Here is a 17,898-nt window from a genome sequence, read left to right on the forward strand (position 1 = left end):
GCCCAGGCGGGCGCCCCGCCAGGCTAACCGTCGATTACTGACAGATCAGTAAGTAGTTTCCGCACACTCCGGGTCACGGTGAACTTGCGGTTCTGGGCGATGTGCTCCGTCGGCCCGACGGCGCGCTCCAGGGCACCCCGGTACCGCAGCGGCGTGTTGAAGACGGTCCACAGCTCGCCCCCGTCCCGCAGGATGCGGCCCGCCGTGGCGAACATGCGGTGCGCGGCGTCGGTGCTCAGCGCGGCCCGGTCGTGGAACGGCGGGTTGAGCAGCACCAGGTCCGCGCAGGCGTCGGGGAGCTCGGAGCCGGCGTCGTCCCGCAGCACTGCGGCCCGGACGCCGTTCGCGGCGAGCGTCGCGCGCGCGGAGGCGCAGGCCGCCGCGCTGCGGTCGGTGGCGATCACATGGCTGCCCCGGAAGCGCAGCGCCAGCACCGTGGCGAGGATGCCGGTGCCGCATCCCAGGTCGACGGCGACGGGCCGGTCGTCCGGCACCTGGTAGGACGCCGGTTCCCGGAGAAGACCGGGCGGGTGGTGCCGGGCAGGTGCGGCGTCGGTCCCGGTGCTCGGCAGGTCCGGCCAGCGGTCGGCCTGTGCCAGGAGGAACCGGGTGCCCAGGTCCAGACCCGCGCCCGCGAAGGCGGCACCGTGCGCGACGACGGTGAGTGCCGCCGGACCGGTCCGGCCGCCGGCGGCGCTGCGTGGCGTGGCGGCGTGCAGCACCTCGCGGTCGTCGATCCGGGCCGTGACGGGGTAGGTGAGCGGGCCGCCGGCGGTCCGTGGTCCGCGGGCGATCAGCAGCCGCGACTTCTGCCGGGCGAGTGACGCGCCGACCTGCTCGAACGACGCGCCGAGCACGTCGTTCATCGCGTGCGTCATGTGCTTGACCCGGCCACCCGCGAGCAGCGTCACCGACGAGTCGGCGTACCGGGCCACGTACTCGGCGACCTCGGTCAGCTCGGCCAGCGACGGGGGAAGCTGGAGCAGCACGAGCCGGGCGCCTCGGAGCAGCCCCGGTGCCAGCGCGTCGTGCACCGTCATCCCCAGCGGGGCCGGGTCGTGCGGGTCGGCCGTGTTCGCGACGTGCCCGTCCCAGAGGGTGCGGTTCACCCTCCGGCTGTTGGCGTCGAGCGCGGCCTCGGCGGTGATCGCGTCCGTCTGCACGTCGACCTGCCGGGCACCCAGCGCCAGGCAGCCCAGGCTCAGGGCGCCGAACCGGTCCCCGATCACCACCACACGGTCCGTCCCGGCGCTGATCGGACCGGCGGCCTCGTCGAGCAGGAGCCGGTCCGTCGCGTCGACGGCCACCGGGCCGTCGGCACGGGTGCCGTCCTCGGGGTACGGGCGCAGCTGCGCGAGGACGGCCTCGGCCTCGGGGCTCACCGCGCGGGACGGGCCTTCTTCTCCGCCGCCTTGCGGGCCTCCTCCAGGCGCTCCTCCTCGGCGCGCACCTGCGCGGCGACCTCGCGCTCGCGGACGAGCCACTCCGGCGGGTCCTCGCGCAGCTCGTTGATCTGCTCGGTGGTGAGCGGCTCCGTGACACCGCCGCGGGCCAGGCCCGCGATCGAGATGCCGAGCCGGCCCGCCACGACGGGTCGCGGGTGCGGTCCGTTGCGTCGCAGGTCGGACAGCCACTCGGGCGGGTTCGTCTCCAGCTCCTCGAGCTCCGCACGGGTGAGCGGGGTGTCCTGGAACTCCTGCGGCGTGGCGGGCAGATACACGCCGAGACGCTTGGCGGCGTTGGACGGCTTGAACCGCTGCGAGGCGAAGGAGGAGCTCATGTTCCCAGGGTATCGGCGTGCGCCGCCCGCGCCCTCCATGGCGGGCGTGATCCTTGCCGCTCCCTGAGGTGGGGAGTGCGGGGGCGCGGGCTGCGGAGGGCGTTCTGCGGGGGTGGGTGCGGGAGCGGGCGCGGCGTGGGTCGGGCCGCGGGTCGTGGTGTCGGGCACCGCCGCGCGCGGGGCGGCGGCTGCCGCGCCGCGCGCGGGGCGGCAGCTGCCGGGGCCGCCAGGCCGCCGGGAAGATCGCCGGGCCCGTAGCCTGGGTCCGTGAACGAGCCGCAGCACGACGCCGAACCGCCCGCCCCCGCCGTCGGCCCGGACGCGGTGGCGGCGGGCACCGGGGGACCGGAGGCCGGCGAGCCGGACGGCGTGGGACAGGACGGTCTCGAGCCGGGTGTGGCGGAGCCGGGCGTGGCAGAGCCCGGCGGTGACGGGCCTGACGGCGTCGCCGCGTCCGGCGGGCCCCGCTTCCGGCTCGCCTACGTGCCGGGCGCGACGCCGGGGAAGTGGGCGAGCGTGTGGCGCGAGCGCCTGCCCGACGTCGAGCTGGAGCTCGTGCAGGTCGAGGCGGCTGGGGTCCCCGCCGCACTGGAGTCCGGGGTGGCCGACGCCGCGCTCGGGCGACTGCCCGTGGACAAGGAGGTGTTCTCGGCGATCCCGCTCTACGAGGAGACGCCGGTGGTGTGCTTCTCGCGTGATCACCTTCTCGCGGCGCTCGCCGACGACGAGGTGGTCTCCAGCGCGGACATCGCCGAGGACCCGGTCTGGGTGCCCGGCGACGACGTCCTGTTCGCCGCGCACCCGGTGCCCGGGGTCGTCCCCGCGGACCCGGAGGGCAACCCGCTGGACCGGGTGCCGACCACCGCCGAGGTCGTGGCCACCGTCGCGGCGAACGTCGGCGTCGCGGTGCTGCCCATGTCGCTCGCGCGGCTGCACCGCCGCAAGGACGTGACCTATCGCGTGCTGTCCGACGGCCCTGCCGCACCGGTCGGGCTGGTCTGGCCCGCGGAGCGGACCACCGAGCTGGTGGAGGAGCTCATCGGCATCGTCCGGGGCCGCACGGTGAACAGCTCCCGTGGGCGCGGCGGTCCGGCCTCGCGGGCGGCGCAGGATGCCGAAGCGGGTGGGACCACGGCGAAGAATGCGCGGTCCGGGGTGAAGAAATCCGCGAAGGGAGCCGCCTCCGGGCGTCAGGGTCGGTCTGTTCCAGGCCGAGGCGGGGCCGGCGCCGGGGGACGCGGCGGTGTGCAACGGGGAAAGGGCGTGCGCTCGACGCCCAAGGGAAAGAAAAAGGGCAAAGGGCGGTAAGGTGCGAGGAAAGGCGTTGTAAGGTATTTTGCGGAGATAAGCGGATATTGGCGATCTGCGCCATTGTCGCTACGATCCGGGGGTCGCACCCGACGTCGGGTGCGCGCCCGAACCCCCGTTTCGTAAGGAGCGCCCAGTGCGCAAGATCACCGTCTTGGGAGCGTCCGCACTCCTCGTCGCCGGCCTCGTCGGCGCCCCGGCTGCCGCGTTCGCCGCGCCGATCGCGGGTGCTCCCGTCGCAATCACCGGTAACCACGGCAACGGCCAGGAGACCTGCCCGGAGGAAGGCAAGGTTGAGCTCGATGGTGAGCAGACCTCCGTCGTCGTGAAGGCCCCAGACGGCATGGTCATCACCGGCTACTGCGTCAAGGCGGGCGCCGACAGCAGTGATGCTGGTGTCGAGCGCGTCGACCTGAACCCGCCCGTCACCGAGGTGACCATCGAGCCCGAGTCGGGCAAGGGCATCAGCCACTACACCGTCTTCTACGCCCCGGCTCCCACGTCGAGCGAGACGCCGACGCCGACGCCGAGCACGCCGGGCGAGGAGCCCTCGCCGGAGCCCACCGTCCCGACGGACGAGCCGACCGAGCCGGGCACCGAGCCCACCGACGCCACCGTCCTGCCGGGCGGCGACGCCTCGGACGACGCCTCGACCGCTCCCGCCGGTGACGCGCCGGAGGAGCTCGCGGCCACGGGTGCCAGCACCGCCATCGGTGTCACCCTGATCGCGCTCGCCCTCGTGGGCGGCGGTGTGACGCTCATCGTGCTGCGCCGCAAGGGCGTGCTCGGGAGCTGATCCCAGCCGCGCGACCGCACGTGACGAGCGGGCGCCCGGGACGGACCACCTCGCACGGTGGTGCCGGCCCGGGCGCCCGCTCTCGCGTTCCCGGGGATCCTGTCCCCAGGAGCCGCCCGGGCGCGCTGCTACGGCAGAGCCGTCGCCTGGATGACCAGCGCCTGCATGGGCCAGAGCGTCGGGAGCTGCAGCCCGACGCCGGTGAGCACCGAACCGGGCACGTCCACGGCCTCCTTGCCGAGCCAGCCCGGGGTGATCCCGCCCAGCCACCTCGCGGAGCCCACCTCGTCACGGACCCGCACGCTGTACCGCCGGGCGGGGTCGAGCCCGTCCAGGCGCAGGCGTTCGGTGAGCGCGTCCTGGGGTGACGCGACGGTCGCGACGGTCCAGACGCCGGCCGTCCGGTCCGGCGCCACGAAGCCCGTGACGCGCAGCGCCGGGTCCACCGTGTCGGCGTGCACGACGGTTCCCGTGTGCACGAGCGAGCGCAGCTCCTTGTAGAGCGCCGCGTAGGCCGCCACGGCCACCAGCTCGTCGTCGGTGCAGGTCAGCAGGTCCCATTCGAAGCCGGCGTGCCCCTGCAGCGCGGTGGCCACCCGGTACGAGAGGTCGGTGGTGCGCCCCGACGAGTGGGTCGGTGACGGCCCCACGTGTGCCCCGATCAGCTCGGGCGGCAGCACGAGCGACGTCCATCGCTGGATGTCCTGCCGCTCCAGGGGGTCGTTGGAGTCCGACGCCCACACGCGGTCGGTGAACTCCAGGATCCCGAGGTCGGTCCGGGCGCCGCCCGACGAGCACGACTCGATCTCCAGGCCGGGGTGGTCCGCCTTGAGCCGCGCGATGAGGGCGTACGCGGCCCGGGTCTGCACGTGGGTGCCGGGGCGCGGCGTGCCGTCGGGACCGCGGTGCACCGGCTCCGTGAGGTCACGGTTGTGGTCCCACTTGATGAAGTCGATGCCGAGCTGCGTCACGAGCGCCGAGATCTGCGAGCGCAGGTGCTCCCAGGCGTCGGGGTTCGCCAGGTCGAGCACGTACTGCGTACGGAACGAGAGCCCGTCCGGCGAGGGCACCGCGGCCGGGTTGGACAGGATCCAGTCCGGGTGCGCTCGGGCCAGGTCGGAGTCGAGGTTGACCATCTCGGGCTCGAACCAGAGCCCGAACTGCATGCCGAGCTCGTGCACCAGGTCGGCGAGAGGGTCCAGGCCGTCGGGCCACACGTCGTGGTCCACCACCCAGTCGCCCAGCCCTGCCGTGTCGTCCCGCCGGGAGTGGAACCAGCCGTCGTCGAGCACGAAGCGTTCCACCCCGACCGCTGCGGCGCGTCGCGCGAGGCGCTCGAGCTTGCTCGGCGAGTGGTCGAAGTAGACCGCCTCCCAGGTGTTCAGCACGAGCGGGCGTGGGCTGGTCACGTGCTGCGGGCGGGCTCGCAGCCAGGTGTGGAAGCGGTCGGAGACCCCGTCCAGGCCCGCCGGCGACCACGCGAAGTACGCCACGGGCGCGCGGTAGACCTCGCCGGGCGCGAGCCGGATCTCGCCCGGCCGCACCAGCTCGCCCGCGCCCAGGAGGGTGGTGTGCTCGGTGAGGTGGTCGACGCGGTGGGTCACGTCGGCGCTCCAGCCCAGGTGGGTGGCCCAGGCCTCGCCCGTCCTGTTGCGGGGCGCGCCTGCCGAGGCGACGGTCACCCAGGGCGCGTCGTGGCCCGACCGGCCGCGCCGGGTCTGGCGCGCGGTGCTGCCGCCGGGCATCGCCGTGGTGACCGGCACCTTCTCGCGGGACCACCGGCCGCTGAACTGCGTGAGGTGGTCCGCGCTCCGGGGCACGGGCAGGGTGGCCTCGAGCCAGTGCACGTCCACCGGTGCGGAGCCGTCGTTGGTGAGCTCGTGGTGCAGCAGCACGAGGCCGCCCGTGCCGATCTCCAGGACCGACCGCAGCGTGAGCCCGAGAGTCGTGTCGCGGGCGGTGACGGACAGCCGCGCCGTGTCCCGCTCCGCCTCCGAGACCGTCCAGCGAGGAAAGAGCGGCACGCCGTCGGACACGGCGAGCAGGCCCGGGCGGCCCGCCCAGCCGTCGGCCTCCTGGGGAAGCAGGGAGGGCCGCCAGGCGGCGTCGAGCGTGCCGGGCGCGGTCTGGCGGCTGGTCGCGGCGTCGAGCGCCAGCAGGTCGGCGGGTGACAGGTCGCCCAGGTCGGCACCCCAGTGGAGCACCAGCGGCAGACCCCCGTCCGGATGTGCCAGCACGACGGCGACACCGTCGCGTCGCAGCACGGACCAGCTGGAGCCCTCGGTATGGCTGTTCATGTGTCGTCCTCTCGCCCCCTGGACCACACCGTATGCGTGGCCTCTGACATCGGTCCGGTCGGTCACTGGCCCGCCGCGCGGACCAGGTCGTTCTCCGTGCGCAGCACCGGCCGGGCGACCAGCGCCTCCGGGTCGAGGCCCGCGCCGGTCACGTGGAACACCGCCGTCGCGCCCGCCGGGAGGTCGACCACCTGGGCGTCGACCTGCGCGTCCGGGTCGAGCCGGTCCACCAGCAGCGTCACGCCCAGTGCGAGCGACGTCGCCGTCACCTCGACCCGGTAGCCGTCGTCCTGGGCGGTCACGGCGGTCCGCAGCGGGTCCGGGTCGAGCGCGAGGTCCCGGCTCTCGGCCCAGCGGTGCAGCCCGCGTGCGCCGTCGAACGTCACCACCAGCACCTCGCTCGAGGGGTCGCCGACGGCGGTCACCTCACCGGACAGCGGCACCAGGGTCACCGAGCGCGGTGCCACGGTGACCGTGCTGCCCGACGACGCCAGCACCGTGCCGCCGAGATCGGTCCGGACGGCGTCGGCCCGCCCGGTCCACGGCTCGTCCGTGTCGTTGACGAGCGCCGCGACCAGCTCGGCGCCGCGCGGCTGGACGGTGACGAGCCGGTCGGCGAACGCGTGCCGCATGGCGTACCAGAGCGGCTTGCGCCGGCCGTCGCCGTCGACGGCGGCCCAGGACGTCACCGGCCAGCAGTCGTTGAGCTGCCAGACGATCGCGCCGGCTGTGCGCGGCCACCACGACCGGTAGTGCTCCACGGCGTACCGGACCGCGCGGGCCTGGTTGAGCTGCATGGCCCAGTGCCAGTCCGTGAAGTCGTCCGGTACGCGCAGGTGCCGCACGAGGCCGCGGTCGAGCTTGCCGTTGCCGTCGATCGCCTTCTGGTGCAGACCGAAGACCTCGGACTCCTTGAACCCCTCGGGCACGTCAGCGCTGTCAGGAAGGACGGCCCGGCGCAGGGTCGCCCACGTGGCCGGGCCCTGGAAGCCGAACTCCGAGCAGAACCGCGGCACGTCGTCGCGGTAGTGCGTGTAGTCGATCCGGTTCCAGACGTCCCACTGGTGGTGCGTGCCGTGGTCCGGGTCGTTCGGGTGCACCCGGTCGGGTCCGGCGCCGGGGGAGTAGGGCGAGCCGTCCGCGTAGGGGCGGGTCGGGTCGACCTCCGCCAGCACCCGCGGGAACACGTCGTAGTAGTAGCCGGCGCCCCAGGTCAGGTCGCCCAGCCGCTCCTTCCAGCCCCAGTCCTCGTGACCCCAGATGTTCTCGTTGCCCCCGTTCCACAGCACGAGCGACGGGTGCGGTGCCAGCCGGGCGGCGTTCTCACGCAGCTCGGCCTCGAACTCGGAGCGGTGCGGCTCCTCCTCGGGATAGGCGGCGCAGGCCAGCAGGATGTCCTGCCACACCAGGACGCCCTTCTCGTCGCAGACGTCGTAGAAGTCGTCGGACTCGTAGATGCCACCACCCCACACCCGCAGCAGGTTGAGGTGCGCGCCGAGCGCCTGGTCGACGCGCTGCTCCAGGCGCTCGCGGGTGATGCGGGTCAGCAGGTGGTCGTCCGGGATCCAGTTGGCGCCGCGGGCGAAGACGGGCCGGCCGTTGACCACGAAGGTGAAGCCGGTGCCGTGCTCGTCGGGCGTGCGGTCCACGACGACGTTGCGGAAGCCGACCCGGCCCGACCAGGCGTCCAGCGGGTCGGACCGGTCCTGGCCGTCACCCTCGTGGAGCGTCACCTCGACCGGGTACAGGGGCTGCTCGCCGTACCCGGTCGGCCACCACAGGTCCACGTCGGGCACCTGCACGCGCACGTCGAGGACGCCCCCGGGCCAGCCGGCCGGGACGCGGGTGGTGACACCCCGGTCGCCGACGGACACGTCCAGGACCAGCGGCCCGGCGTCGGACAGGCCGGACCGCTCGACCTCCACGCGCACGTCCACGACGCCGGTGCGGCGGCCCTGCGCGTCGGCGACCTCCGTGCCGGGGGCGACCGGATCGTCGTCGGCCAGGTCGACGTGGCCCGGCACCACGGTGACCAGCGGCGTCACCCGCGCCAGCCGGGCCACGCGCCAGCGCTGCACGCGCACCGGCTTCCACAGCCCCGCCGTCTGCAGGTCCGGGCCCCAGTCCCAGCCGAAGGAGCAGGCCATCTTGCGGACCATGTTGAAGGGCTGGCCGTACGCCATGGGCCGGGTGCCGAGGCGCTCGGCCTCGGCCTCGGCGGTGGCGAGCGCGGAGTCGAGGTCCACGACCAGCTCCGCCGGTGCGCCCACCAGCGACCGGACGTCGAACCGGTAGGAGCGGTGCATGTTCGCGGTGCGGCCGAGCCGGGTGCCGTCCAGCGTGACGCCCGCGACCGTGTCGATGCCCTCGAAGAGCAGGTCGACGCGCTCGTCGGGCGCGGCGGCGGGCTCGTCGAGGACCGCCGCGTACCGCCAGGCGGTGCGTTTCATCCAGGCGACGTCGGTCTCGTGGGTACCCGTGTACGGGTCCGGGATCAGGCCGCGGTCCAGGAGCGCGGTGTGGTTGGTCCCGGGGACCCGGGCGGGGACCCGGACCCCCGCGAGGCTCTCGGGGACGGGGCCGTCGGTGGCCGTCAGGGTCCAGTCGGTCAGTTCGCGGCTGATCATCATCGATCCTCGTCCCTCTAGAACAGGTGCCTGGTCCGTGTGCGAGCGCACCGAGCATAGGGCCGCGCCGCAGCCCGGCTCGAACCGGTCCACGGATCGATTCGGGCGGCCCGGGCGCGCGGCCCTGCGCGGGCTCAGTCCCGGTGGACGACCACGCCCAGCGCCTCGGCCAGCAGGATCGCCTGGGCCTCGCCCACCACCGCGCCGGTGAGCGTCGCGGTCAGCGGGTCGAGCGCCGACAGATCGCTCCCGCGCAGGTCGGCGTTGGTGAGGTCCGCCCGGTCCAGGTCGGCAGCCGACAGGTCGCAGCCCGTCAGGCGGGCACCTGAGGCCTGGATCTCGGACAGGTCGGCCTCGCGCAGGCGGACGCCGTCGAACCGGGTGCCGGCCAGGGCGGCCCGGTGCAGGTTGACGAACGACCAGTTGCCGCCGTCCACCGTGAGCAGGTCGAACCGGCAGTGGGCGAACTGCGAGCCCACGAGCTTGCACCGCTCCAGCGTCGCGTCGAAGAACACGCACGCGTCGAAGACGCACGACGTGAACGCGAGCTCCGTCAGGTGGGCGCTGTTGAACCGCACCCCGCGGAACACGCAGGAGTCGAACGTGGCGCCGGTGCCCGAGGCCTCCGTCAGGTCCACGTCCGTGAACAGCGTGGCCATGTGGTCCTCGCCCGAGAGGTCCCGGGCGTACCAGTCCTCGTGGGCGACCGTGATCTCGGTGGCCGGCAACCGCATCATGCCCGCGACTCTACGGCGTGCCACCGACACGGCCGTGGCCACGCACCCCGGACGGGATGCGTGGCCACGGTGCCGCCCCCGGGGCGGGCCGGACGGGTCAGGCGGCGTCCGGGAACGGGACACCCGTGGTGGCGTGGCAGCGGTAGCCGTTCGGGTTCTTCGCGTCGGACAGGTACTGCTGGTGGTAGTCCTCGGCGTAGTAGAACGGGCCGGCCTCGGCGGCCGGTGCGATCTCCGTGGTGATGGCGTCGTACCCCTGGGCGCTCAGCACCTCGGCGTAGCGCTTCGCCGTCTCCTGCGCGGCCTCGGCCTGCTCCGGCGTGGTCCAGTAGATCGCCGAGCGGTACTGCGTGCCCACGTCGTTGCCCTGGCGGAAGCCCTGCGTCGGGTCGTGCCGCTCCCAGAAGATCTTGAGCAGCTCGGCCTCGCTGACCTTCGTCGGGTCGTACGCCACCAGGGCGGTCTCGGTGTGACCGGTCCGTGCCGTGCAGACCTCCTCGTAGGTCGGGTTGGGCGTGGTCCCGCCCATGTAGCCGACGGCGGTGCTCACCACGCCGGGGACCTGCCAGTAGATCTCCTCGGCGCCCCAGAAGCAGCCCATCGCGAGGTAGAGCACGCGCGTGCCGGGAGCCCAGGGACCGGTGACCGACGACCCGAGCACGGTGTGCGGGCGCGGGGCCTGCAGCACCGGCGCGGAACGGCCCGGCAGGGCGTCCTCGGGGGCCACCATCGTGGTCTTGCTCGAACCGGAGCCGGGGCCGAAGAGGGAGTTCAGGAAAGTCATCGAACACACATCCTTTGGGTCTGATTCGTGCGCAGCACGTTTGTCCATCACAACACGGACCACCGCACCGGTGTTCCGTGGCGAACCTGACGTCAGCATGACGCATCCGCGCGTCTGCCGTCGGCAGATCCGCTGGCCCCCGGCGGCTGCGCCCGGCATGGTCGGACCATGAGCGAACCGGTCCGGACCGTGGCGGTCCTCTCCGACGTGCACGGCGTGCTCCCCGTGCTCGACGCCGTCCTCGCGGAGCCCGACGTCGCCGGCGCCGACCGCGTCGTCGTCACCGGCGACCACGCCGCCGGGCCGCAGCCCGTCGAGGTGCTGGACCGGCTGCGCTCCCTGGGCGACCGCGCCCTGCTGGTGCGCGGGAACGCCGACCGTGAGCTGGTCACGCTGGCGCGCGGCGGCACGACCACCGTCCCGGACCCCGTCGCCCCGTGGGCGGCAGCCCGGCTCCGGCCCGCCGACGTCGACCTGCTCGCCGGGCTGCCGCACCCCGCCGAGCTGACGGTCGAGGGGTTCGGTCGCGTCGTGTTCTGCCACGGCACCCCGCGCGACGACGACGAGGTGGTGCTCGTCGACTCCTCCCTGGACCGCTGGGCCGAGGTGCTCGGCGGCCTCGACCCGTCCGTGACCACCGTCGTCATGGGGCACACCCACATGCCGTTCGTCCGGCTCGTCGACCGGCGCCTGTGCCTCAACCCCGGCAGCGTCGGCATGCCGTACGGACGCGCGGGCGGGTCGTGGGCGCTCCTGCGCGCCGGCCAGGTCGAGCTGCGGCACACCCCGGTGGACGTCGAGGCCGCGGTGGCCGCCGTCGTCGCCGGCAGCGCGTATCCCGCGGCGGAGGACTGGGCACGGGAGTACGTGACCTCGGCCAACAGCGACGCCGACGCGCTGCGGGCGTTCGCGCCCCGCGACGGGCGGGGGCGCGCCGGCAGTGTCAGTGGCTCGGCGTAGCGTCCTGCCCATGGCCGGTACCGACCCTGAGCTCCTGATCCCCGACACCGAGGCGTGGCGCGCCTGGCTCGACGAGCACGAGGCGTCGTCGAACGGCGTCTGGCTGGTCCTCGCGCGCAAGGGCAAGGACGCACCGACGAGCCTGACCCGCGACGCCGCGCTCGAGGAGGCGCTGTGCAGCGGCTGGATCGACGCCCAGGCCCTGGGCCGGGACGACACCACCAGCCTGCAGCGATACTGCCCGCGCCGCGCACGCAGCCGCTGGTCGGCACGCAACGTGCGGATCGCGGAACGCCTCGTCGCCGAGGGGCGCATGCGGCCGCGCGGCCAGCAGGAGATCGACCGGGCCCGGGCCGACGGCCGCTGGGAGTCCGCGTACGAGGTGAACAAGAACTTCGAGGTGCCGCCCGATCTCGCCGAGGCGCTCGCGGCCAGCCCGCGCGCCGCCGAGATGTTCGGCATCCTCACGGCGCAGAACCGCTTCGCCATCCTGTTCCGGGTCACGGGGGTCAAGAGACCAGAGACCCGCGCCCGGAACATCGCGAAGTTCGTGGCCATGCTGGAGCGCGGGGAGACCGTGCACCCGCAGAAGCGCAGGCTGGAGGCCTGAGAGATCTGTCGGGATCGTGATCGCGCGGTGCACCTTCCGTGCGGCGCGTGGGCAGGCCGCCGGGCCGCCGATGTGCTCCCCTAGGGTTTGATCGTGTCGCAGAGCGAGGAGACCAGCGTGACGTCGGACCAGACCACCGCGCCCACCACCGACGAGACGGGGCCGGTCCCGCCGGCCATCCGTGCCGCCGCCGCCTGGTCGTGGCGCATGCTGCTCATCGGGGCGTTCGTCGCCGCGGCGCTGTGGCTCCTCGCGCTGCTCAAGACGATCGTGGTGCCTGTCGCCGTCGCGCTGCTCCTGACCATCATGCTGACCCCCGTGCGGCGCCTGCTGAACGAGCGGCTCCGCGTCCCGCGCGGGTTGTCCGCCGGGATCTCGCTGGTCGGCCTCATCGTCGTGGTGGCGGGCCTGATCACCCTGGCCGGCCAGTCCATCGCGAACGGGTTCGCCGACCTGAGGACCCAGGCGGTCACCGGCTTCAACGAGCTCTGGTCGCAGCTCTCGGCCACCTTCGGCCTGGAGAACGAGCTCGAGAGCTACAGCCAGGACATCCTCGACCAGCTCGAGGCCCAGCAGAGCGCCATCGTCAGCGGTGCCCTGGGCGCGGCCGCGACGGCGGGTAGCGTGCTCGTGGGCGCGCTCATCGCGCTGTTCTGCACCTTCTTCTTCCTGCACGACCCCCGGGGCATCTGGGGCTGGGTCGTCGGCCTGCTGCCGAAGTCGGCCCGCGAGCGGGTCAACCAGGCGGGCCGCCGCGGCGCCGTCACGCTGGCCGCCTACACGCGCACGCAGATCCTCGTCGCCGCGGTGGATGCCGTCGGCATCGGGATCGGCGCCGTGTTCTTCGTCCCGTCGCTGGCCCTGCCCATCGGCATCCTCGTGTTCGTCGGCTCGTTCGTGCCCGTGGTCGGTGCGATCGTCACGGGTGCCATCGCCGTGGTCGTGGTGCTGGTCTCGAACGGCTGGGTCGCCGCGCTCATCATGCTCGGCGTGGTGCTGCTCGTGCAGCAGATCGAGTCGCACGCCCTCCAGCCGTTCCTCATGGGGCACGCCGTCTCCCTCCACCCGGTCGCCGTCATCCTCGCGGTGGCCGCCGGATCGTACGCGGCCGGCATCGTCGGCGCCCTGTTCGCCGTGCCGCTCGCGGCCGTGCTGAACACCGTGATCCTGTACCTGAACGGGCACGACAAGTTCCCCGAGCTGGGGGACGAGGACGCCCTGCCGATCCGGTGGCGCGCGGCCGACGCGGCGCCGATCCCGCTCCGCCTGCGCCGGGCGACGACGGCGGAGACGCCCGGCGCACCTGACGTCGCGGACGGCGCGGGCAATGGTGGCGTCGTCACGGACGATGCCGTGACGGACCTCGCGGGTGCGGACGGGAGCGGCGCGGGTGCCGCCACGGACACCGGGCGCGGGCCGACGAAGGGTGGTCCGACCCGCTGAACGTGCATCTGGCGGCGCAGTCGGGCACCATGCCCGCTGTGCCACTGGATCCGTTCGACCTGGAGTCCTACGGCGGCCACCTCACGGTGACCGCCGCCGACGCCCGCGCTGCCGCCGAGATGCTCGACGGCGTCATCACCCGTACACCCGTCACCGAGAGCCGCGCGCTGTCCGCCATCGCCGGGACGAAGGTGCTGCTCAAGTGCGAGAACCTGCAGCGCGCGGGCTCGTTCAAGGTGCGGGGCGCCTACGTGCGGCTCGCACGGCTGTCGGCCGCAGAGCGGGAACGTGGCGTCGTGGCGGCCTCCGCCGGCAACCACGCTCAGGGCGTGGCGGTCGCCGCGGGCATGCTCGGCATCGACACCGTCGTCTACATGCCGGTCGACGCCGCACTGCCCAAGGTCGCCGCCACCCGCGGCTACGGGGCGGAGGTACGCATGGTGGGCTCGTCCGTGGACGAGGCGCTGGCCGCCGCACGCGTCGAGGCCGCGCGGTCCGGCCGCGTGCTCATCCACCCCTTCGACCACGTGGACGTCGTGGCGGGACAGGGCACCGTCGCCCTGGAGATCCTGGAGCAGGTGCCGGACGTCGCCACCGTCGTCGTGCCGCTGGGCGGCGGAGGGCTGGTGGCGGGCATCGCGGCCGTGCTGGCCGAGGCCGCCCCGCACGTGAAGGTGGTGGGCGTGCAGGCGGCGTCGGCCGCGGCGTACCCGGGATCGCTGCAGGCGGGCAAGCCGCTGGCGGGGGCGCTGGGCGCCACCATGGCCGACGGCATCGCCGTCGGCCTGCCGGGCGACGTGCCCTTCGGGATCGTGCAGAAGCAGGGCGTCGACGTCCGGACCGTCACCGAGGACCAGCTCTCCCGCGCGCTGCTGGCCGTGCTCGAGCGCTCCAAGCTGATGGTCGAGCCCGCCGGTGCGGCGGGCGTCGCGGCGATCATGGCCGCGGGGCCGGGTGCGTTCGAAGGACCGGTCGTGGCGGTCCTGTCGGGCGGCAACATCGACCCGCTGGTGCTGCTCCGGGTGGTGCAGCACGGCCTCGTCGCGGCTGGGCGGTACCTCAAGCTGCAGGTACGGCTCGCGGACAAGCCGGGCGCCCTGGCCGGGCTCGTGGACACCATCGCGGCCGCGGGCGCGAACATCGTGGCGGTCGACCACACGCGCACCGACGTGGCGCTCTCCGTCTCGGAGGTGTGGGTCAACCTGCAGCTCGAGACCAAGGGCGCCGATCACCGGACCGCCGTCGTGGAGCGCCTGGAGTCCGAGGGCTACGAGGTGGTCGCCCGCTGAACGAGGCCGGGTGTCGTGCCGGCGCCCTCCCGTTCGTCGTGAGGGTGACGCGGTCGTCCGGCCGCGCGACCATGACACCGGGGGACACCCCGGAAGGGAGCACGCCATGCGTTACCTCATGCTCGTCCTGTCCACCCCGGACACTCCGGCGGAGCCGGGCGACGTGCCCGAGATCGAGGACTGGGTCCGGGACACCTACGGCACCGGTCACGCGGTGCTGGGCGACCGGCTCCGGCCGCCCGCGGACGCCGTGGGCGTCCAGGTCCGCGCCGGGGAGGTGGTCGTCACCGACGGCCCGTTCTCCGAGACCAAGGAAGTGATCGCGGGCTTCGACGTGCTCGACGCCCCCGACCTCGACGAGGCGATCCGGATCGCCGCCGCCCACCCGATGGCGTACACGGGCGCGATCGAGCTGCGCCCCTTCTGGCCGCTCGGGCTCGACGGCGACGCCGACGGCAGCCCGGCCGGGGCGTGACCGACGTCGGGCAGGCCGTCGACGCGGCCTTCCGTGACGAGTGGGGGCGGGTGCTGGCGGCCGTCGCCCGCAGCACGGGTGACCTCGACCTCGCGGAGGACTGCACGCAGGAGGCCTTCGCCGTCGCGCTGCGCACCTGGCAGCGCGACGGCGTGCCCGCGCGCCCCGGCGCCTGGCTCACCACCACGGCCCGGCGGCGCGCGGTCGACCGCCTGCGGCGTCGCGCGGTCGAGGCGCAGAAGGTGGCGACGGCCGCGCGCCTGACCGAGCGGCTCGGCGGAGAGGCGGCCGACCCGGTGGCCGAGGCGGCGTACACGGCGGACGCGGGCGACGGCTGGGCGGGCAGCACACTGGAGGACCCCGACGGCGACCTGCTGCGGCTCGTCTTCACGTGCTGCCACCCGGCACTGCCCCTGGAGGGCCGGGTGGCGCTCACCCTGCGGTCCCTGACCGGCATGACGACGGCGCAGGTGGCGCGGGCCTTCCTCGTGCCGGAGACGACGATGGCCCAGCGCCTGACCCGTGCCAAGCGCAAGATCCGGACGGCCGGGATCGCGTTCCGCGTACCGCCGCCCGAGCTGCTGCCCGAACGCGTCTCCGCGGTGCTCGCCGTGCTGTACGTGCTGTTCACGCAGGGGTACGACGCCTGGGCCGAGCCGGACGCCGTGGATCCTGGTGACGGCATCGTGCCGGGGCCTGCTGCCGCCGTCGGTGCCGCCGTCGCCGTCGCCGTCGCCGACGCCGAAGCCGACGCCGACGCCGACGCCGACACCGACGCTGACACCGTCGCCGTCGCCGTCCCGGGGACCGCAGCCCGCCGGGCCCTGGCCGACGACGCGATCCGCGTCGCCCGGCTCGTCGCCCGCCTGCTGCCCGACGAGCCGGAGGCGCGCGGCCTGCTGGCGCTCCTGCTGCTCCAGCACGCGCGGCGTGCGGCACGGCTGGGGCCGGGCCGGGACGCGGCGTCCGGACCGGTGCCGCGCACGCTCGACGAGCAGGACCGCTCGCTGTGGCGCCGGGACGAGATCACCGAGGGCCTGGCCGTGCTCGACGACGCGCTCGCGGCCCGGCGCCCGGGGCCGTACCAGGTGCAGGCGGCGATCGCCGCCCTGCACGCACGGGCGACGACGGCCGACGGGACGGACTGGGCCGAGATCACCGCGCTCTACGACGTGCTGCTCGGCATGACCGGGTCACCGGTGGTGGCGCTCAACCGCGCGGTCGCCGTGGGGATGCTGCGCGGACCCGAGGCCGGTCTTGCCGAGCTGGACGCGCTCTCCTCCGCGCCCGAGCTCGCGGCCTATCACCTCTTCCCGGCGGTGCGGGCCGACCTCCTGCGGCGCGCGGGCCGACCGCACGAGGCCGTCGCGGAGTACCGCCGGGCGCTCGACCAGGTCGACCGGGAGGGCGACCGGCGCCTGCTGCGCGCCCGCCTCGCCGACCTGTCAGACGCCGACGGACCTGCCGGTCGCACGGGTCACCGCAGTGATCCGTACGTCTGACAGGTCCGTCGGGCGTCCGTCGGGCTCGGCGAGGGTCAGCCCTGGAAGGGCTTCGCGCCCGTGATCTCCACGGGGATGTCGCGCCCGTTGGGCGCCGTGTAGCTGGTCTTCGCACCGATCGACTTGCCGTCGATCGCGGCGCCCAGCGGCGACGTCGGCGAGTAGACGTCGAGGTCCGTGGACCCGGCCATCTCGCGCGAACCGAAGAGGAAGTTCATCTCGTCGCCGGCGACCAGCGCCGTCACGACCATGCCCGGCTCCACCTTGCCGTCGTCCGCCGGGGTGCCGACCTGCACGTTCCGGAGCTTCTCGGTGAGCTCCAGGATGCGCGCCTCGTTCTTGGCCTGCTCCTCGCGCGCGGCGTGGTAGCCGCCGTTCTCCTTGAGGTCGCCCTCGTCGCGGGCAGCGGCGATGCGCTCGGTGATCTCCGCCCGGTAGGGACCGGAGAGATGCTCCAGCTCCGCCTTGAGCTTGTCGTGCGCCTCCTGGGTGAGCCAGGTGACAGAAGCTTCGGCCACGGGGGCTCTCCTTTCGTCGTTGCTCGGTCGAGCGGTTCACGGCAGCGCGCAGGTCCCGGCCGACGGAGCGGAACGGGCACGCGCGTCAGCCGGTCAACACAGCGTGTGAAACGACGAGAATACCAATTTTCGGGAAAGCCTTGCCCAGGCACTCCCCGTTTCCGCTCTGAGCGGACGTCGCCCCGTGACGCGGCCGGGTGCCCTCAGCGCACCTCACAGTGGTCGACGACGCCGGTGGTCGCGAGCTCCGTGGTGGCGATGGTCACGGTGTGCCGCGTGGTCCGCGCGTCGTCCGGACCCACCTCGACGTCGATCGCGCCGACCTCCGCGAAGTTCTTGCTCAGCGCGGTGACGGTGCACACGGCTTCGGTCCCGGGCGGCATGCTGACGTCGAACGTCACGTCCACCTCCTCGGCGCTGGTGACCGAGAAACCGACGTCCGTGAAGGTCACGGGATCGCGCTGGGTGTCCACGATGGTGAACCATGCGGCGATCGCGACTCCCGCCGCCAGGGCGGCCCCCACGGCGATCCGGGCGCCCACCGAGAGCTTCGGGCGCGGGCGGACGTCGTCGCTCTCGTCCCACGGGTCCTCGTCGCGGGGCAGGTCCGCCCGCCGCGGTCCGGGCCGGGAGCGGCCGTAGCGCTCCGCGAGGTCCGGGGTCTGCGCCGGCGGCCGCGGAGGCGTGGCGGACGACGGGGCGGCGGGTTCTGGGTCGGTCATCGCGGCTCGCTCGGATCGGGGTGTCGGTGGTTCGTAGCAAGATTGTCCGT

General features: G+C 73.9%; 16 protein-coding genes. 8 read left to right on the forward strand and 8 right to left on the reverse strand.

Features of this window, described 5'->3' with window-relative positions; all coding sequences use genetic code 11:
- Positions 1-23 precede the first annotated feature (23 nt).
- Together ACO229_RS25430 and ACO229_RS25435 are read right to left on the reverse strand one after the other, a co-directional pair.
- The gene (locus ACO229_RS25430; RefSeq protein WP_423463157.1) at positions 24-1,382 is read right to left on the reverse strand and encodes a class I SAM-dependent methyltransferase; all 1,359 of its coding nucleotides are present in this window, start codon (positions 1,380-1,382) and stop codon (positions 24-26) included.
- On the reverse strand, positions 1,379-1,780 hold the full coding sequence (locus tag ACO229_RS25435) for a DUF5997 family protein (protein WP_397417001.1): 402 nt from the start codon (positions 1,778-1,780) through the stop codon (positions 1,379-1,381). The genes ACO229_RS25430 and ACO229_RS25435 overlap by 4 nt, the downstream gene beginning before the upstream one ends.
- Positions 1,781-2,047: 267 nt before the next feature.
- Here ACO229_RS25435 and ACO229_RS25440 point away from each other — a divergent pair, with 267 nt between their 5' ends.
- Together ACO229_RS25440 and ACO229_RS25445 are read left to right on the forward strand one after the other, a co-directional pair.
- Entirely contained in the window at positions 2,048-3,088 is a 1,041-nt protein-coding gene (locus ACO229_RS25440) for a LysR family substrate-binding domain-containing protein (protein ID WP_423463158.1), read from the forward strand.
- Between the two features lie 136 nt (positions 3,089-3,224).
- Complete coding sequence (locus ACO229_RS25445; RefSeq protein ID WP_423463159.1) at positions 3,225-3,884, forward strand: hypothetical protein; 660 nt, start codon at positions 3,225-3,227, stop codon at positions 3,882-3,884.
- A 128-nt stretch (positions 3,885-4,012) separates the two neighbouring features.
- On the opposite strand, the gene ACO229_RS25450 is transcribed toward ACO229_RS25445, so the two are convergent.
- The 4 genes from ACO229_RS25450 to msrA all read right to left on the reverse strand — a co-directional run bounded on the left by ACO229_RS25450 (position 4,013) and on the right by msrA (position 10,329).
- Positions 4,013-6,181 (reverse strand): alpha-galactosidase, encoded by a 2,169-nt coding sequence (locus ACO229_RS25450; protein ID WP_423463160.1) that lies wholly within the window; start codon positions 6,179-6,181, stop codon positions 4,013-4,015.
- 62 nt (positions 6,182-6,243) lie between these two features.
- On the reverse strand, positions 6,244-8,808 hold the full coding sequence (locus ACO229_RS25455; protein ID WP_423463161.1) for a glycoside hydrolase family 2 protein: 2,565 nt from the start codon (positions 8,806-8,808) through the stop codon (positions 6,244-6,246).
- 134 nt (positions 8,809-8,942) lie between these two features.
- Complete coding sequence (locus tag ACO229_RS25460) at positions 8,943-9,545, reverse strand: pentapeptide repeat-containing protein (protein WP_423463162.1); 603 nt, start codon at positions 9,543-9,545, stop codon at positions 8,943-8,945.
- A 97-nt stretch (positions 9,546-9,642) separates the two neighbouring features.
- Entirely contained in the window at positions 9,643-10,329 is a 687-nt protein-coding gene (msrA, locus tag ACO229_RS25465) for a peptide-methionine (S)-S-oxide reductase MsrA (protein ID WP_397416987.1), read from the reverse strand.
- A 168-nt stretch (positions 10,330-10,497) separates the two neighbouring features.
- On the opposite strand from msrA, the gene ACO229_RS25470 reads away from it, so the two are divergent.
- The 6 genes from ACO229_RS25470 to ACO229_RS25495 all read left to right on the forward strand — a co-directional run bounded on the left by ACO229_RS25470 (position 10,498) and on the right by ACO229_RS25495 (position 16,608).
- Positions 10,498-11,289, forward strand: a complete 792-nt coding sequence (locus ACO229_RS25470) for a metallophosphoesterase family protein (protein WP_423463163.1) — start codon at positions 10,498-10,500, stop codon at positions 11,287-11,289.
- Positions 11,290-11,299: 10 nt separating this feature from the next.
- A complete protein-coding gene (locus tag ACO229_RS25475; protein WP_423463164.1) occupies positions 11,300-11,899 on the forward strand; it encodes a YdeI/OmpD-associated family protein in 600 nt (199 codons plus the stop codon).
- 93 nt (positions 11,900-11,992) lie between these two features.
- Positions 11,993-13,342 (forward strand): AI-2E family transporter, encoded by a 1,350-nt coding sequence (locus tag ACO229_RS25480; protein WP_423463165.1) that lies wholly within the window; start codon positions 11,993-11,995, stop codon positions 13,340-13,342.
- A gap of 38 nt (positions 13,343-13,380) precedes the next feature.
- The gene (gene ilvA, locus ACO229_RS25485; RefSeq protein ID WP_397416978.1) at positions 13,381-14,631 is read left to right on the forward strand and encodes a threonine ammonia-lyase; all 1,251 of its coding nucleotides are present in this window, start codon (positions 13,381-13,383) and stop codon (positions 14,629-14,631) included.
- A gap of 106 nt (positions 14,632-14,737) precedes the next feature.
- A complete protein-coding gene (locus tag ACO229_RS25490) occupies positions 14,738-15,106 on the forward strand; it encodes a YciI family protein (RefSeq protein WP_397430734.1) in 369 nt (122 codons plus the stop codon).
- Entirely contained in the window at positions 15,103-16,608 is a 1,506-nt protein-coding gene (locus tag ACO229_RS25495; protein ID WP_423463166.1) for an RNA polymerase sigma factor, read from the forward strand. The genes ACO229_RS25490 and ACO229_RS25495 overlap by 4 nt, the downstream gene beginning before the upstream one ends.
- 35 nt (positions 16,609-16,643) lie before the next feature.
- On the opposite strand, the gene greA is transcribed toward ACO229_RS25495, so the two are convergent.
- Both greA and ACO229_RS25505 read right to left on the reverse strand, forming a co-directional pair.
- A complete protein-coding gene (greA, locus tag ACO229_RS25500; protein ID WP_119142392.1) occupies positions 16,644-17,126 on the reverse strand; it encodes a transcription elongation factor GreA in 483 nt (160 codons plus the stop codon).
- 203 nt (positions 17,127-17,329) lie between these two features.
- On the reverse strand, positions 17,330-17,848 hold the full coding sequence (locus ACO229_RS25505; protein WP_397416971.1) for a DUF4307 domain-containing protein: 519 nt from the start codon (positions 17,846-17,848) through the stop codon (positions 17,330-17,332).
- Positions 17,849-17,898 lie beyond the last annotated feature (50 nt).

It is taken from the genome of Promicromonospora sp. MS192 (genome assembly GCF_049532985.1).
In the GTDB taxonomy this organism is placed as follows: domain Bacteria; phylum Actinomycetota; class Actinomycetes; order Actinomycetales; family Cellulomonadaceae; genus Promicromonospora.

What these genes read in the sequence shown, in the direction of transcription:
- ACO229_RS25435 (WP_397417001.1), bottom strand. Translation starts at nt 1,780, where the DNA reads ATGAGCTCCTCCTTCGCCTCGCAGCGGTTCAAGCCGTCCAACGCCGCC.
- ACO229_RS25450 (WP_423463160.1), bottom strand. Translation starts at nt 6,181, where the DNA reads ATGAACAGCCATACCGAGGGCTCCAGCTGGTCCGTGCTGCGACGCGAC.
- ACO229_RS25455 (WP_423463161.1), bottom strand. Translation starts at nt 8,808, where the DNA reads ATGATCAGCCGCGAACTGACCGACTGGACCCTGACGGCCACCGACGGC.
- ACO229_RS25460 (WP_423463162.1), bottom strand. Translation starts at nt 9,545, where the DNA reads ATGATGCGGTTGCCGGCCACCGAGATCACGGTCGCCCACGAGGACTGG.
- msrA (WP_397416987.1), bottom strand. Translation starts at nt 10,329, where the DNA reads ATGACTTTCCTGAACTCCCTCTTCGGCCCCGGCTCCGGTTCGAGCAAG.
- ACO229_RS25470 (WP_423463163.1), top strand. Translation starts at nt 10,498, where the DNA reads ATGAGCGAACCGGTCCGGACCGTGGCGGTCCTCTCCGACGTGCACGGC.
- ACO229_RS25475 (WP_423463164.1), top strand. Translation starts at nt 11,300, where the DNA reads ATGGCCGGTACCGACCCTGAGCTCCTGATCCCCGACACCGAGGCGTGG.
- ACO229_RS25490 (WP_397430734.1), top strand. Translation starts at nt 14,738, where the DNA reads ATGCGTTACCTCATGCTCGTCCTGTCCACCCCGGACACTCCGGCGGAG.
- ACO229_RS25505 (WP_397416971.1), bottom strand. Translation starts at nt 17,848, where the DNA reads ATGACCGACCCAGAACCCGCCGCCCCGTCGTCCGCCACGCCTCCGCGG.